This is a genomic window from Mesorhizobium sp. M4A.F.Ca.ET.050.02.1.1 (assembly GCF_003997725.1).
Lineage (GTDB): Bacteria > Pseudomonadota > Alphaproteobacteria > Rhizobiales > Rhizobiaceae > Mesorhizobium.
Genome location: NZ_RZSG01000070.1, coordinates 1 through 14,561, shown reverse-complemented (window position 1 = coordinate 14,561; position 14,561 = coordinate 1). Strand labels below are relative to the sequence as shown.

Genomic DNA, 14,561 nt, shown 5'->3' with positions numbered 1-14,561 from the left:
GCCGATCGCCATCTGCAGCAGGAAGCGGTCATTGTTGAAGATCCGGTGCTGGGCGACGATTTTCTCCGCCACCTGTTCGGGATTGCCGACGAACAAGGCGCCGTTCGGCCCGCGCGACTGGTCGAAATGCGCCCGCGAGGTCGGACCCCAGCCGCGCTCGCGGCCGATGCGGTTCATCACCTCGGCTTGCGGCGCGTAGAAATCGTCCGCCGCCTGCTCGGTGGTTTCGGCGATGAAGCCGTGCACGTTGAGGCTGGTGGCGAGGCTTGCCGGATCGTTGCCGGCCCGTCTGGCGGCCTGACGATAGACCTCGAACAGCGGCGCAAAGCGCGCCGGCTCGCCGCCGATGATGGCGAGCGCCAGCGGCAGGCCGAGCGCGCCCGCGCGGGCGGCGGACTGCGGGGTGCCACCGATGGCGATCCAGACCGGCAGTTTCTCCTGGAAGGGGCGCGGATAGACGCCACGGCCGTTGATCGGCGCGCGCAGGCGTCCTTGCCACGTCACCTTGACGTGATCGCGGATGGCGAGCAGCAGGTCGAGCTTCTCGGCGAACAGCTCGTCATAGTCTTCGAGGTTGAAGCCGAACAGCGGGAAGGATTCGATGAAGGAGCCGCGTCCGGCCATGATCTCGGCGCGGCCGCCGGACAGCAGGTCGAGCGTCGCGAACTGCTGGAAGACGCGCACCGGATCGTCGGAGGAGAGCACGGTGACAGCGCTGGTCAGCTTGATGCGCCTGGTGCGCTCGGCCGCTGCGGCAAGCGCCACGACCGGCGCCGAGGCGGCGTAGTCGGGGCGGTGGTGCTCGCCCAGTCCGAACACGTCGAGGCCGACCTGGTCGGCCAGTTCGATCTCCTCGATCAGATTGCGCAACCGCTCATGCGGGCCGATGGCGCCCGGCCCGGGTTCCGGGCTGACGTCAGCGAAAGTGTAGAGACCGAGTTCCATGCCGTGCCATCCTGATGACTTTGTTTCGATGTTTGTGCGTCGCGCTGGAGATAGCTACCCGCCCGCCGCGCCGCCAGAGGCGCGGACTGTGAACACTGCATGTCGGTTTTCGCGCGGGATTGTGACGTCTCCCAGTTGCAACAGCCCAGAATTTCATGGCTGGCATACCGTTTTGGCGCTTGAACTATCGGTTTTCGCGCGTATGTAAGCGTCGCGAATTGACTTCAGGGAAGTGGACTTGGCTATCTACAGGGAAAAAGACATTTTCGTGCGGCGCAATGCCGCGAACGAGGCAAAGAAGGCGCTTCTGGAGCGCTTCAAGTCAAAGCCGGCGGCGGACGATCCTGCAGTGCTGGCGCGACAAGCCGAACGCAAGGCAATCCTTGAGGCGCGCGCGATACGCGAAGCCGAAAAGGCCAGGCTGAAGCAGGAAAAGCTGGCCCGCGAAGCGGCTGAGAAGGCCGCGCGCGAGGCAGCTGCCGAGGCAGCGCGCATTGCCGCCGAAGAGGCGGCTGCGGCGGAGGCCAAGATCCGGGAAGCCGAAGAGAACGAGCGCATTTCCCGCTTGCTCGCCGACGAGGCCGAACGCAAGGCCAAGCGCGATGCGCGCTATGCCGCGCGCAAGGCGCGTGTCGGCCGGACGCCTCCGGGCTTCTCGGCCCGCTAACAGCGGTTTCGTTCGAAGAGCAGGTTCAGGGTCGCCAAGGGCGGCCCCGAACGCGTTTGCCGTGCGGCAAACGTCAGGCCACCAGCTTCAAGCCGACGATGCCGCAGACGATGAGGCCGATGCAGGCGAGCCGAACCACGGTCGCCGGCTCGCCGAGCAGCCAGATGCCGAGCAGCGCGGTGCCGACGGTGCCGATGCCGGTCCACACCGCATAGGCGGTGCCGACGGGCAGCGCCTTCAGCGCCAGGCCGAGCAGGCCGAGGCTGACGATCATCGAGGCGACGGTCAGCACCGTCGGCACCAGCTTAGAGAAACCGTCAGTGTATTTCAGGCCGATCGCCCAGCCGATCTCGAACAGGCCGGCGAAAAACAGGTAAATCCACGACATCGGGACGCTCCATTCGCTGCGTGCTGCCCACAAGGCGCGTTGCGGTCCAACTGTGCCGACGCGCGGAGCAGCACTGGGAGCACGGGTCGTCCCGGCCGGGTTTTGGGAGAGAAGCGAGGTCGTCCTCGCCACACTGATATAGGCAGTCCTCGGCCCAATCAACAAAACACCGGCAGCATGATCCATGCCGCCGGTTGTAAATCCGCGCCGTGACGGATCAGCCGAGGCCTATTTGTCCTTGAGCCGCGTCGCCTTCACCGGCGGCGCCTTAAGGGCCGGGGCCGCGGCGGGCTTCTTCGCGTCCTTCTTCGGCTTACGGGCTTCCTTGCCCGCCTTCATCGCACCTTTAGCCATGATTCGTTCCTCCGATTGTGGGCGATGAAGTGAAACAAGAGAAAAGCCGGACTGCAAGAGGACATTGTCGGACGCGCGTGGCGGCCTAGCCGCTGTCAACCGGTTTTCGCCGGTGAATCGCCTGTGGACCTTCGACGGCCGAGCGTTAATGCGCACCACGACGAAACGGAATCGGGCGTCGCGCTTTAAGTCTTTGTCTTGATGCTCTCCCCAAAACCGCTGCGCAGTTTTGGGCCACATGCATTAAGCTCCAGGCGTCAACCGGGACAGCGCGGCATGGCTGGGCATGGCGGATCGAAAAAGGTCATCTACGCGGCGCTTGCCGGTAATCTGGCGATCGCGTTGACCAAATTCGCCGCCGCGGCCTTCACCGGCAGTTCGGCGATGCTTTCGGAAGGCGTGCATTCGCTGGTCGACACCGGCAATGGCGGGCTGCTGCTCTACGGCATGCATCGCGCCGCCCGCCCGCCCGATCGCAGCCATCCGCTCGGCCATGGCCGCGAGCTCTATTTCTGGAGCTTCATCGTCGCCCTCCTCGTCTTCGCGCTTGGCGCCGGCGTGTCGTTCTACGAAGGCGTGGTGCACATCATGGCGCCGGAGCCGGTCGCCAATGTCATGGTCAACTATGTCGTGCTCGGCCTTTCCTTCCTGTTCGAGGGCAGTTCCTGGTATGTGGCGCTGATGGCGTTCCGCCGTGAGAAGGGCAGGCTGGGCTGGTTCGAGGCGGTGCGGCTCAGCAAGGATCCAAGCGTCTATACGGTGCTGTTCGAGGACAGCGCGGCGCTGCTCGGCCTGGTCGTCGCCTTTGCCGGCATATTGGCGGCGGAAGTCTTTGCCATGCCCGAGCTCGACGGCGCCGCCTCGATCGGCATCGCGCTGATCCTCGGCTCGACCGCGATCTTCCTGGCGCGCGAGAGCAAGGGCTTGCTCATAGGCGAGCCGGCATTGCCGGAGGTGCAGAAGAGGGTGCTGGCCATCGTGCAGCAGGATCCAGCGGTGCGGCGGGCGAACGGCGTTGTCACCGTCCATATGGGACCGCAAGAGATCGTCGCCGGCCTGAGCGTCGAGTTCGAGGACCATCTGACGGCGCCCGAGATCGAAGTCTGCGTCGAGCGGCTGGAGGCGCGGCTGAAAACCGAGATGCCGGAGATCACGCGGCTGTTCGTCAAGCCGCAGACGACCGGAACGTGGGAGCAACGCCGCAAGCTGATCGACGCCGCGTCCGGCGACCAGCCGATTTAGCCAAGTCATTGCATGGTCCGGTTGCCGCGCTAGAATCTCCAAGACTATCCAGGGAGAAGCTAGGATGAAAATCGACGGCGGGTGCCATTGCGGCGCCATCACCTACGAAGCCGAGGTCGACCCCGAAAAGACCTCGATCTGCCACTGCACGGACTGCCAGCAATTGACTGGCACAGCCTTCCGCGTGACGGTTCCAGCCCCGGAAAGCAACTATCGGATCACCAGCGGCTCGCCGAAGGTCTACATCAAGACCGGATCCTCTGGCGCCAAGCGCGCGCAGGGCTTTTGCGGCGACTGCGGCTCCCATCTCTATGCGACCTCGGTCGGCGATGGGCCGAAGATTTATGGCATCAGGGCCGGTACGTCGCGTCAGCGCGAGGAACTGATTCCGAGAAAGCAGGTCTGGCACCGCTCCGCACTGCAATGGTTGCCGGAATTCCAGGGCATGACGACCATCGAGGAGCAGTAGCGCCGCCTCAGTCGCCGTCCTCGACAACCCTCAGCCTCAACTGGCCGGTCTTGGAATCCGCCACTCTGGCGCCGGCCTCGACCCTGCCGCCGCGCGGCGCCTCCGCTTCGCCTTCGCCAAACTCCAGCGCCTCGATCTTCTGGCCGCGCTTGGTCACTTTAGACGTCGAGACCAGAATGTCGTCGATGTCCTTGGCCGACTGGGTAAAATGCGTCTGCAGCCGGCGTACCCGCTCGTCGACACGCCCCACATCCTCCATCAGCCGGATCACCTCGCCCTGGATCAGATGCGCCTGCTCGCGCATGCGGGCATCCTTCAGGATTGCCTGGATGACCTGGATCGACAGCATCAACAGCGACGGCGAGACGATGACGACGCGGGCCCGGTGCGCCTTCTGCACCACCGCCTCGAAATTCTCGTGAATCTCGGCGAATACCGATTCCGAGGGCACGAACATGAAGGCGGTGTCCTGCGTTTCGCCCTGGAGCAGGTATTTGTCGGCGATATCGCGGATATGCACCTCGATATCGCGCCGGAAGGCCTGCGCCGCGGTCTTCTGCATCTCCGCGCCTTCGGCGGCGCGGATGGCGTTCCAGGCCTCCAGCGGGAATTTGGCGTCGATGGCGAGCGACGGTGCGCCGTTCGGCATACGCACCAGGCAGTCCGGCCGGCTGCCGTTCGACAAGGTCGCCTGGAATTCATAGGCACCATGCGGCAGGCCATCGGCGACGATCGTCTCCATGCGCGACTGGCCGAAGGCGCCGCGCGTCTGCTTGTTGGAGAGGATCGCCTGCAGCTGCACGACCTGGCCGGCGAGCGACTGGATGTTGCCTTGCGCGGTATCGATCACCGCCAGCCGTTCCTGCAGCTTGGCCAGGCTCTCATGCGTCGATTTGGTCTGCTCGGTCATGGTCTGGCCGATGCGGCCGGTCATGGCGTCGAGACGCTGGCCGATCGACTGGGTGAGCTCGGCCTGCCGCGCCCCGAACACTTCGGCGATAGCACCCATGCGCCCCTGCATCTCGGCCTGGGCCTGCAGGATGCCAGCCATCCGCGCCTCGGCGTCGCGTGCATGGTCGGCGGCCTCCGCCGCGGCGATCGTGCGTGCCTTGGCCGAGCGCCACAGCGCGATGACCAGCGCAACGAAGAGGCCGAGGAACAGGATCGCTCCGAAGGCCAGCATATGGCCGAGCGTGAGCGTGCTGGCGCCGAGCCGGGCCACGGGTTCGGAAAGGATGGAGCTCAGGTCGTTCATAAGGGCAGCATAGATGATTCGGCCCCCCGGCACAGATCAAAACGTGAACAGGTCAAAGCTGCCCCGGTTGACGCTTTTCGCATGACGTCTTAGGTGAGACGCCATGTCGATCAAGCCACTTGTCATTCTACCTGATCCCGTCCTGCGCCAGGTGTCCAAACCGGTCGAGCGCGTCGACGCGCCCTTGCGCAAGCTGGCTGGCGACATGCTGGACACCATGTATGACGCGCCGGGCATCGGCCTGGCGGCCATCCAGATCGGCGAGCCGCTGCGCATGCTGGTCATCGACCTTGCCAAGGAGGACGAGACGCCGGCGCCACATGTCTTCATCAATCCGGAAATCCTCGAAAGCTCCGACCAGCGTTCCGTCTATGAGGAAGGCTGCCTGTCGATTCCGGATTACTATGCCGAGGTCGAGCGTCCCGCCGCGGTGCGGGTGAAGTATCTCGACCGCGACGGCAAGCTGCAGGAGATGCAGGCCGAAGGGTTGATGGCGACCTGCCTGCAGCATGAGATCGACCATCTCAACGGCGTGCTGTTCATCGACCACATCTCGAAGCTGAAGCGCGACATGGTCGTGAAGAAATTCAGGAAGCTCGCCAGGGACAAGGCGCCGGGCAAGCTGGTGGGCTAGGGGGTACCGTTTCTTGAGTCTGGGTGCAGATATTGATATCATTGATATCAATCTGAGGCACGCTGATGGGTGACATGCTGATCAGGGGTATTCCCGAACCTTTGAAACGTGAAATCGAGCAGGCGGCCCGCATCGGCGGCCAAAGCCTGTCGGGCAAGGCCATCGATCTCCTGCGCAAGGGCATCATCGCTGAGAAGGAAGCCCGGTCGGCGCCCGGTCTTTCGGCGTGGGATTCCATTCGCTCGGTGTTCGACGCCGAAGCCAGCGACGAATTTGTCGAAACCATGGATGAAATCGAAGCGGAGCGGAAACGAGACTTCGGCCGCCCGCCAGAGGATTTCGAGTGATCGTCCTCGACACCAACGTCATTTCCGAGACCAGCAAGCCTAAGCCCGACGAGAATGTGGTCGGGTGGTTTCGCAGACAGGATCTGCTTGCACTCCATCTATGCGGCCCGGTTGTAATGGAACTGTTCTTCGGCGCGGAACGGGTTTTGAACAGGACCGGGTCGGAACGCTATGTTCGTCAACTCGACCAATTGATTTCGCAGCAGTTTGACGGCCGTGTCGTCGATTTCTCCGGTTCGATCCCTGCGCTTGCTGGGAAGCTGCGTGCTGCACGGGAGGCAGTGGGGCGTCCCATCAGCCTCTCTGACGCCATGATTGCCGCCATATGTCTGGCCCACGACGCCACGCTCGCAACGCGCGACGTGCGCGATTTCGACGGGCTTGACCTGAAGCTTGTAAACCCTTTTGAAGTGGGCGCCTAAGCCAGCACGAAAATAGGATTGCACGACAAAATGTCGCTTCGCGTCATCTTCATGGGCACGCCGGAATTTTCCGTGCCGACGCTGCGCGCGATTGCCGAAGCGGGTCACGAGATCGTCGCCGTCTACACCCAGCCGCCACGCGCCGCCGGCCGGCGCGGGCTTGAGTTGACGCCGTCGCCGGCGCAGCGCGAGGCAGAGCGGCTGGGCATAGAGGTGCGCACCCCGGCCTCGCTCAAGGGCGAGGCCGAGCAGCGGGCTTTTGCCGATTTGCGGGCCGATGTTGCGGTGGTCGTGGCCTATGGATTGCTGCTGCCGAAAGCCATTTTGGACGCGCCCCGGCTCGGCTGCCTGAACGGTCATGCCTCGCTTCTGCCGCGCTGGCGCGGTGCCGCTCCCATCCAGCGCGCCATCATGGCCGGCGATGCCGAAACCGGCATGATGGTGATGCGCATGGAAGAAGGTCTGGACACCGGCCCGGTGGCGTTGCTTGAAAAATGCGCCATCGAACCCGATATGACCGCCGGCGAACTGCATGACCGCCTCATGGCGATAGGCGCTTCGCTGATGGCCGAAGCGCTCGCGCAGTTGGGGATAAATTGTCTGACATTTACCCAACAGGCGACAGCGGGGGTGACCTACGCCCGAAAGATCGATAAATCGGAGACACGCGTAGATTGGACGCGGCCTGCCGGCGAAGTCCACAATCACATTCGCGGCCTCTCGCCCTTTCCGGGCGCGTGGTGCGAGGTCGAAATTGGCGGCCGCATGGAGCGGCTGAAACTGCTTCGTTCGACGCTCTCGGATGGCGTCGGCGAGTCGGGAGGAATTCTCGATGACCGGCTGACGGTCGCCTGCGGGTCAGGCTCGGTCCGGCTGGTCGAAGTTCAACGGGCGGGCGGAAAGCCCGCCGCCGCGCAGGAGTTTTTGCGCGGGGCCAAGATCGGAAAAGGAACGAAACTCTCATGAGCATGATGTCGATACGCGCGGCGACGCCGCGGGATCGCGAGGCGATCCGCCTCGTCGAAGAGCATGCCTTCGGCCAGCAGGCGGAGGCCGGCCTGGTCGACGCGCTGGTCACCGGCGGCGATGCCGTCGTCGAACTGGTGGCGGAAGAGGACGGCCAGGTGGTCGGCCATATCCTGTTCTCCAGGCTTTTTGTGCAGAACGGCGGCAGGCAGTTTGCCGCGGTGGCGCTGGCGCCGCTGGCGGTCGAGCCGTCCTTCCATGGCACCGGTATCGGCGGCGCCCTGATCCGCGAGGCGCATGTCCGCCTCAAGGAAGCCGACGAGCGGCTTGCCGTGGTGCTCGGCGACCCTGCCTACTACGGTCGCTTCGGCTACAGCCATGCGCGCGCCGAAAAATTCGAGAGCGAGTATCAGGGCGAGGCGCTGCAGGCACTGGCCTGGGGCGCTGCACCCGAGGGCGGCAAGCTGGTCTACGCTTCGGCCTTCACCGCGCTTGCCGCCTAGGCGGCAAGCAAAGGCCTCCATGCCGCGTTTTCGCCTCGATATCGAATATGACGGCAGCCAATTCGCCGGCTGGCAGCACCAGGCGGATCAGCCTTCGGTGCAGCAGGCGATCGAACTGGCGATCGAGAAATTCTGCGGCGAGCAGGTCAGGCTGCGCGCCGCAGGCCGCACTGATGCCGGCGTGCATGCCACCGCCCAGGTGGCGCATGTTGACCTCGCCAGGGCCTGGTCGGGCGACAAGGTGCGCGACGCCGTCAACGCCCATCTGCAGGCGGCTGGCGCGCGCATCGCCGTCTTGGAGGCGGGTATCGTTGCCGACGATTTCGACGCCCGCTTCTCCGCCACCGGCCGGCACTACCTCTACCGCATCCTCAACCGCCGTGCGCCGGCGGCGCTGGAAAAGGGCAAGGTCTGGTGGGTGCCGAAACGGCTCGACGCCGAGGCCATGCACGACGCGGCGAAAGTTCTGCTCGGCCGCCATGACTTCACCACCTTCCGCTCGACACAGTGCCAGGCCGAAAGCCCGGTTCGCACGCTCGACCGGCTGGATGTCAGCCGCTCCGGCGACCTGATCGAGGTGCGAACCTCCGCGCGCTCCTTCCTGCACAACCAGGTGCGCTCGATGGTTGGCTCACTGAGGCGCGTCGGCGACGGCTCATGGACCGCTGCCGATCTCAAGGCGGCGCTCGACGCGCAAGACCGCGCCGCCTGCGGCCAGGTGGCGCCGCCCGACGGCCTGTTCCTCATTGGCGTCGACTATCCGGAAGGATCCTAGCCCTCTACCCTGGTGGGTATGGTGATGCCGAGCAGCGCCTGCAGCCCGAACAGCACGACCAGCGAGGCCACGAACATGCCGGCGAAGACCGCGGTGCCGACGGCGGCCCCCCTGCCGATCACGGCATTGGTCATGCGCCAGGTCAGTATCATCGAGACTGCGAACAGGAGCAGCGACACCAACCCCGGGACCTCGTTGGTCGAGGGCAGGAAAAGCCGGATCAGCGCCGACGGCAGCATCAGCCAGGCGATGATCGCCGACGCCCAGTTGCTGGCGACGACATAGTGGACGAACCGGCCGCCGATGCCGACGCGCGGCGCGACCAGCGCCAGGCCGACCAGCGGCAGCACCCAGGAGCCAATGTCGACCGTCGCCAGCCTGAGCAGCATGCTGAAGCGTCCGGCGAAGGCGTTCGGATCGCCGATCTCGTTGGCGATGCCGACCCAGCCGACGATCAGCGCCGGCGCCGCCACGACGATGGCGAAGAAGGAATTCCAGAAGCCGTCCGCCGACAGGTCGAGCAGGCGCAGCCCGTCGACCTTGCCGAGCATCAGCCGCCAGGCGCCGGCCAGCGACGCGTAGGTTTCGTCAGCCGACAGCACGGTCCTGCCCGAACCAGTCTTCGATGAAGCGCTGATAGATCCCGGTCAGCGTCTCGAGGTCGGCAAGCGCGACGCGTTCGTCGACCATATGCATGGTCTGGCCGACCAGTCCGAACTCGACCACCGGGCAATAGTCCTTGATGAAGCGTGCGTCCGACGTGCCGCCGGAGGTGGAGAGCGCCGGCTTCCTGCCGACCGTCGCCTTGACCGAACTGCTCAGCGTGTCGATCAGCCGCTCGTCGCGGGTCAGGAAGACGTGGCTCGGCCGGTTGCGCCAGACGAGCTCGTAGTCGACCGGGGCCTTCTTGCCTGGCCGGTACTTCTTGCGCCCGGCCGCCTGGTCGAGGCGGTTGTGGATCTCGGCCTGGATGGTCTCGGCCGTCCACGTGTCGTTGAAGCGGATGTTGAAGGTGGCCGTCGCCTTGGCCGGGATGACGTTGGTGGCCGGATTGCCGACGTCGATCGAGGTGACCTCCAGATTGGTCGGCTGGAAATCCTTCGTCCCCTTGTCGAACACCGGATGGAGCAAGGCGTCGACCAGGCTGACCAGCCCGCGCACCGGATTGTCTGCAAGCTGCGGATAGGCGGCGTGGCCCTGGCGCCCGTTGACGGTCACGCTGCCGGAGATTGAGCCGCGCCGGCCGATCTTGATCATGTCGCCGAGCGTGTCCGGATTGGTCGGCTCGCCGACGATCGCGGCATCCCATTTCTCGCCTTTGCCCGCCGCCCATTCGAGCAGCTTCACCGTGCCGTTGATCGCCGGCCCCTCTTCGTCGCCGGTGATCAGCAGCGAGACCGAGCCCTTCGGCCCGCCCGCCTTCTCGACATGGCGCGCCACCGCGGCGATGAAGCAGGCGATGCCGCCCTTCATGTCGACGGCGCCGCGGCCATACATTTCGCCATTGGCGACCTCGGCGGCGAAGGGCGGGTGCGTCCAGGCCGCCGCGTCGCCAACCGGCACGACGTCGGTATGGCCGGCGAACATCAGATGCGGTCCGTTGCCGGAGCGCCTTGCATAAAGGTTCTCGATGTCCGGCGTGCCGTCTTCCGAGAACACCGGACGCTCGACGGCGAAGCCGAGCGGCTTCAGCATTGTCTCAAGCGCGGCGAGCGCGCCGCCTTCGGCGGGCGTCACCGAGGGGCAGCGGATCAGGGCGGCAAGATTTGCGGCGGGGTCGGTGGGCAATTTCATGGACAAAGCGATAATCGAAAGCGAAAGGCCTGTCACGACCAGACGTCATGGCCGGCCATGGCGCCGACATTATGGTTTTCACGTCGTATAGTCGCAGACCAAGGTGAGACTATCGCATGGCCAGGGAAGAAAAGACCATCGCCATTGCCGGCGCCGGCAGTATCGGCTGCTATGTCGGCGGCTGCCTTGCGCTTGCCGGACGCAAGGTGGCTTTGCTGGCGCGCCCGCGCGTCGAGGCGGCGTTGCGCAAGGATGGCTTGCGGGTCAGCGACCTCGATTGCCGCGACCGCCGCATCGCGCCCGCGGCGCTTTCCGTCACCGCCGATCCGGCTGAGGCCCTGGGCGGCGCAGACATCGTCCTGGTGACGGTCAAGAGCGGCGCCACCGAGGAGATGGCGGCGCTCGTTGCGGCGCATGCCAGCCCGGAAGCGGTGGTGGTCAGCCTGCAGAACGGCGTCGACAATGCCGAGAAACTGCGGGCAAGGCTTGCCGGGCGACGGGTGCTTGCCGGCATGGTGCCGTTCAATGTCGTGCAGTCCCCGGATGAGGCGCCGTTTCACGTGCATCGCGCCAGCGAGGGCAAGGTGATGCTCGAGGACGGCGTGGCGGGCCTTGCCGACCTTCTCGATGTCGAGGGGCTCGCGGTCGAAACGCATGCCGACATGACGGCGGTGCTGTGGGGCAAGCTGCTGATGAACCTCAACAACGCTTTGGTGGCGCTGTCCGGACTGCCGTTGGCAACCGAGTTGGCCGACCGCCGCTGGCGGCTGATCCTGGCCGTCCAGATCGATGAGGCGCTGGCGACGTTGAAGGCTTGCCGAATTCGGCCGGCGCGCATTGCCGGCCTGCGCCCGGCGCTGCTGCCCTGGGCGCTCAAACTGCCCGACTGGCTGTTCCGGCGGCTGGCGCGGCGCATGCTGGCCATCGACCCCGAGGCGCGCTCGTCCATGTGGGACGATCTGCAGCGTGGACGGCCGACGGAGATCGGCGAATTGCAAGGCGCGGTGCTCGCTCTCGCCGAAAAGGCGGGCGTTCCGACACCCTTGACGGCACGGGTCGCGGCCCTGGTGCGCGAGGCCGAGCAGCAAAAGCGCGGCTCGCCCCGGCTGCCTCCGGAAGCGGTCACACCTGATCGTCGATCAGGGTGATTTTCTGCCAGATCTTGCGCGACAGGTTGGACGCCAGGTTCTCGACGTCGTTGACGCCGTCGATGACCACGGCGTCATTGACGGACTGGGCGAACAGCGCCGCGATCTTGCCGGTGATCGACAGCATCTCCGAGCAATAGTCGAGGTAGCGGGCGAGGTCGGCGGCATTGGTGATGCGGGCCGGCGAATGCGAGGTCGGCTTGAAATTCGCCGACAGCGTCGCCGGGTCCTTGGTCAGCTGGTGCATGTCGATGACATGGATCAGCGAACGCAGGCCGTGCAGCTGGCGAAACACCTGCTTGCGCTTGATGCGCTCCTCGGTTCTGATCAGCGCCAAGAAGCCGATCACGGCGAGGATGATCATGTTGAGCGAGGCTTCGATGCCTTGCACCGACTGCAGGGCGTCGCTGGTCCGCGAAAGCCGGTCGAGCGGCAGGATGGTGCCGACGAAGACGAACACCAGCGCACCGGCAATGACGGCGGCGGCGATGAGGCCGCGCAGCCACCAGAGCGGCGCTTCCAGCGCCTTGGCGCCCTTTGCCAGGTCGCGCGACAGCGACACCAGCTCGGCGGCGACGCCGCGCAGGCCGGCATCGGGAAACCGCTCGGCGACGCGCTCCTCCAGCCGCTCGGCGGTCTCGATGATCAGCTTCGGATCAAGCGTGCGGTAGCGCATGGCGAGGATCGTCGCTCAGGAATCGGCTGGCGCGTTGGTGCGCCTGCCATAGCGGTTGGGGCCGGGCTGCCCCGGAAACAGGCAAAGCACGAGGAAGGCGACGATCGAGACGACCGGCACGAACAGCACCAGCGCCGCGATCCCGGGCTTGTCGAGATCGTGCAGCCGCTTCACCGCCAGAACGATGTTCGACCATAGCGAGCCGATGAAGGCGATGAAGAAGATGAACGACCACATGTTGCTCTCGGGCGAGCCTTCTGGCACCAGCGTGAAGCGATACAGAGGAAATGCCTGGACGATGGCGACCAGCAATCCGCCGAGAAAATAGGCCGCGCGGCTGACGCGGCCCGAGGTTTTGAAGAAAAGCCAGGTAAGGTCGGATTTTTCAGGCAAGCGGATCCGGTCCATACTGATTGGCGCCCCTGGTGCCTTCAAGGATGCCGAGTTCGACCAGCAACCAGATGCCGCCGATGATAGGTATAAGGCCGATCAGCGTCCACCAGCCCGACTTGTTACGGTCGTGCCAGCGTTTGGCATAGAGGGCAATCGCGAAATAGATCGACGCCAGCGAGACGAGGACGCCGATGATGCCGATCTGGCCGCCGCTGGCCGTAGTGAAACGCGTGCCGAGGATCGCGTCGAGAATGAAGGCAATGATGGCGATGACAATGAATACACCGATGCCAGCCCAGAACTTGGCGCGGTTGATGCGACCCTCGAAGCTTGTCAGAAGATACTTCCAGTCCATGACGCCCCTCCGTGTTGAACCAGCGCGACGGATTGTCGCGCCGGCGGAGGGTGCGTCCGTTTCCCGAAAAGATCAATCGCGAAGCAGTTCGTTGATCGAGGTCTTGGAGCGGGTCTTGGCGTCGACCCGCTTGACGATGACTGCGCAGTAGAGGCTTGGGCCGGGTTCGCCGTTGGGCAGCGGCTTACCCGGCATCGAGCCGGCGACGACAACCGAATTGGCCGGCACTTCGCCATAGAAGACCTCGCCGGTGGCGCGGTCGACGATCTTGGTCGACTGGCCGATGAACACGCCCATGCCGAGCACCGAGCCCTCGCGCACGATACAGCCCTCGACCACTTCCGAGCGCGCGCCGATGAAGCAATTGTCCTCGATGATGGTCGGACCGGCCTGCATCGGCTCCAGCACGCCGCCGATGCCGACGCCGCCCGACAGATGCACGTTCTTGCCGATCTGGGCGCAGGAGCCGACCCCGACCCAGGTGTCGACCATGGTGCCCGAATCGACATAGGCGCCGACATTGACGAAGGACGGCATCAGCACGGCGCCCGGCGCGACGTAGGCCGAGCGGCGCACGATCGACGACGGCACGGCGCGGAAGCCGGCCTTCTCGAAATCGACCGCGCTCCAGCCGTCGAACTTCGACGGCACCTTGTCCCACCACACCGCCTGGCCCGGACCGCCCTTGATGATCTCCATCGGGTTCAGCCGGAAGGAAAGCAGCACCGCCTTCTTCAGCCACTGGTTGACATGCCACTTGCCGTCGGCCTGGCGCTCGGCGACGCGGGCAGCGCCGCGGTCGAGCAGGTCGAGCGCCGCCTCGATGGCATCGCGCGTCTCGCCGCGGGTCGCGGTCGAAATCGCGTCGCGCTCGTCAAAAGCCTTCTCGATGGTCTTTTCGAGGCTCGCCAGATCGGGCTTTGACATCAATTCGCTCCGTTACCAAGCTGTTAAGGGACAGCGCCTTAACCTGTTTCAAAGTCGCGCCGACCCAAGCAGGCTTCGTTCGCTTCGCGAAATTGCCTGCCTCAGTCTTTGCCTATCGCAGGTTCTTGTCGCAAAACCGCGGGACACTTTTGCGGAACCTGCTTATGTGAAGGTCGGATAGGGGTCAATCGCGACTGCGTCACGGGACGGCGCAAGTGGAGAAAATGGACGGGTGGATTTGATGACTCCCATGGAAAAGGCGGGATGGACGCCGCTGCCGCATTCGGATGAGGATCTGGAG

At 65.0% G+C, this 14,561-nt stretch carries 20 protein-coding genes; 10 read left to right on the top strand and 10 right to left on the bottom strand.

The window, feature by feature from the left end; genetic code table 11:
- The coding region (locus EOA33_RS08225) for an LLM class flavin-dependent oxidoreductase (protein WP_145989090.1) at positions 1-945 on the bottom strand (945 nt) is incomplete at its 3' end.
- 238 nt (positions 946-1,183) lie between these two features.
- Here EOA33_RS08225 and EOA33_RS08220 point away from each other — a divergent pair.
- Entirely contained in the window at positions 1,184-1,612 is a 429-nt protein-coding gene (locus EOA33_RS08220; RefSeq protein WP_127405400.1) for a DUF6481 family protein, read from the top strand.
- 73 nt (positions 1,613-1,685) lie between these two features.
- On the opposite strand, the gene sugE is transcribed toward EOA33_RS08220, so the two are convergent.
- The gene (gene sugE / locus EOA33_RS08215) at positions 1,686-2,000 is read right to left on the bottom strand and encodes a quaternary ammonium compound efflux SMR transporter SugE (protein ID WP_126057211.1); all 315 of its coding nucleotides are present in this window, start codon (positions 1,998-2,000) and stop codon (positions 1,686-1,688) included.
- Positions 2,001-2,228: 228 nt separating this feature from the next.
- The gene (locus tag EOA33_RS38915; RefSeq protein ID WP_189347582.1) at positions 2,229-2,594 is read right to left on the bottom strand and encodes a hypothetical protein; all 366 of its coding nucleotides are present in this window, start codon (positions 2,592-2,594) and stop codon (positions 2,229-2,231) included.
- A 36-nt stretch (positions 2,595-2,630) separates the two neighbouring features.
- Between EOA33_RS38915 and EOA33_RS08205 the strand changes: the two genes are divergently transcribed.
- Together EOA33_RS08205 and EOA33_RS08200 are read left to right on the top strand one after the other, a co-directional pair.
- A complete protein-coding gene (locus EOA33_RS08205; RefSeq protein WP_126057210.1) occupies positions 2,631-3,596 on the top strand; it encodes a cation diffusion facilitator family transporter in 966 nt (321 codons plus the stop codon).
- Positions 3,597-3,660: 64 nt separating this feature from the next.
- Positions 3,661-4,065, top strand: a complete 405-nt coding sequence (locus EOA33_RS08200) for a GFA family protein (protein WP_126057209.1) — start codon at positions 3,661-3,663, stop codon at positions 4,063-4,065.
- Positions 4,066-4,072: 7 nt separating this feature from the next.
- Here the strand turns inward: EOA33_RS08200 and EOA33_RS08195 are convergent, their stop codons facing one another.
- Positions 4,073-5,320: a DNA recombination protein RmuC gene (locus EOA33_RS08195; RefSeq protein ID WP_127400093.1), complete on the bottom strand. Its 1,248-nt coding sequence runs from the start codon at positions 5,318-5,320 to the stop codon at positions 4,073-4,075.
- A 103-nt stretch (positions 5,321-5,423) separates the two neighbouring features.
- Here EOA33_RS08195 and def point away from each other — a divergent pair, with 103 nt between their 5' ends.
- The 6 genes from def to truA all read left to right on the top strand — a co-directional run bounded on the left by def (position 5,424) and on the right by truA (position 8,967).
- Entirely contained in the window at positions 5,424-5,954 is a 531-nt protein-coding gene (gene def / locus EOA33_RS08190; RefSeq protein ID WP_126057207.1) for a peptide deformylase, read from the top strand.
- Between the two features lie 65 nt (positions 5,955-6,019).
- Positions 6,020-6,301 (top strand): plasmid stabilization protein, encoded by a 282-nt coding sequence (locus tag EOA33_RS08185; protein ID WP_126057206.1) that lies wholly within the window; start codon positions 6,020-6,022, stop codon positions 6,299-6,301.
- Positions 6,298-6,723, top strand: a complete 426-nt coding sequence (locus EOA33_RS08180) for a type II toxin-antitoxin system VapC family toxin (protein WP_126057205.1) — start codon at positions 6,298-6,300, stop codon at positions 6,721-6,723. The genes EOA33_RS08185 and EOA33_RS08180 overlap by 4 nt, the downstream gene beginning before the upstream one ends.
- A 30-nt stretch (positions 6,724-6,753) precedes the next feature.
- Positions 6,754-7,689: a methionyl-tRNA formyltransferase gene (gene fmt, locus EOA33_RS08175; RefSeq protein WP_126057204.1), complete on the top strand. Its 936-nt coding sequence runs from the start codon at positions 6,754-6,756 to the stop codon at positions 7,687-7,689.
- The gene (locus EOA33_RS08170) at positions 7,686-8,192 is read left to right on the top strand and encodes an N-acetyltransferase (protein WP_126057203.1); all 507 of its coding nucleotides are present in this window, start codon (positions 7,686-7,688) and stop codon (positions 8,190-8,192) included. Before fmt ends, EOA33_RS08170 begins: the two co-directional genes overlap by 4 nt.
- 19 nt (positions 8,193-8,211) lie before the next feature.
- The gene (gene truA / locus EOA33_RS08165; RefSeq protein WP_126057202.1) at positions 8,212-8,967 is read left to right on the top strand and encodes a tRNA pseudouridine(38-40) synthase TruA; all 756 of its coding nucleotides are present in this window, start codon (positions 8,212-8,214) and stop codon (positions 8,965-8,967) included.
- Here the strand turns inward: truA and EOA33_RS08160 are convergent.
- Positions 8,964-9,569, bottom strand: a complete 606-nt coding sequence (locus EOA33_RS08160; RefSeq protein ID WP_126057201.1) for a transporter — start codon at positions 9,567-9,569, stop codon at positions 8,964-8,966. The two genes, truA and EOA33_RS08160, sit on opposite strands and share 4 nt — an antisense overlap.
- The gene (dapE, locus tag EOA33_RS08155) at positions 9,556-10,761 is read right to left on the bottom strand and encodes a succinyl-diaminopimelate desuccinylase (RefSeq protein ID WP_126057200.1); all 1,206 of its coding nucleotides are present in this window, start codon (positions 10,759-10,761) and stop codon (positions 9,556-9,558) included. Before dapE ends, EOA33_RS08160 begins: the two co-directional genes overlap by 14 nt.
- 116 nt (positions 10,762-10,877) lie before the next feature.
- On the opposite strand from dapE, the gene EOA33_RS08150 reads away from it, so the two are divergent.
- On the top strand, positions 10,878-11,909 hold the full coding sequence (locus EOA33_RS08150) for a 2-dehydropantoate 2-reductase (protein ID WP_126057199.1): 1,032 nt from the start codon (positions 10,878-10,880) through the stop codon (positions 11,907-11,909).
- Here the strand turns inward: EOA33_RS08150 and EOA33_RS08145 are convergent.
- The 4 genes from EOA33_RS08145 to dapD all read right to left on the bottom strand — a co-directional run bounded on the left by EOA33_RS08145 (position 11,884) and on the right by dapD (position 14,260).
- On the bottom strand, positions 11,884-12,585 hold the full coding sequence (locus EOA33_RS08145) for a hypothetical protein (RefSeq protein WP_126057198.1): 702 nt from the start codon (positions 12,583-12,585) through the stop codon (positions 11,884-11,886). The genes EOA33_RS08150 and EOA33_RS08145 overlap by 26 nt on opposite strands.
- A 15-nt stretch (positions 12,586-12,600) precedes the next feature.
- Positions 12,601-12,978, bottom strand: coding sequence for a DUF805 domain-containing protein (locus tag EOA33_RS08140; RefSeq protein WP_245455291.1), 378 nt, complete (start codon positions 12,976-12,978; stop codon positions 12,601-12,603).
- Positions 12,971-13,333, bottom strand: a complete 363-nt coding sequence (locus EOA33_RS08135) for a DUF805 domain-containing protein (RefSeq protein WP_126057196.1) — start codon at positions 13,331-13,333, stop codon at positions 12,971-12,973. Before EOA33_RS08135 ends, EOA33_RS08140 begins: the two co-directional genes overlap by 8 nt.
- 72 nt (positions 13,334-13,405) lie before the next feature.
- Positions 13,406-14,260, bottom strand: coding sequence for a 2,3,4,5-tetrahydropyridine-2,6-dicarboxylate N-succinyltransferase (gene dapD / locus EOA33_RS08130; protein ID WP_126057195.1), 855 nt, complete (start codon positions 14,258-14,260; stop codon positions 13,406-13,408).
- Between the last annotated feature and the right edge of the window lie 301 nt (positions 14,261-14,561).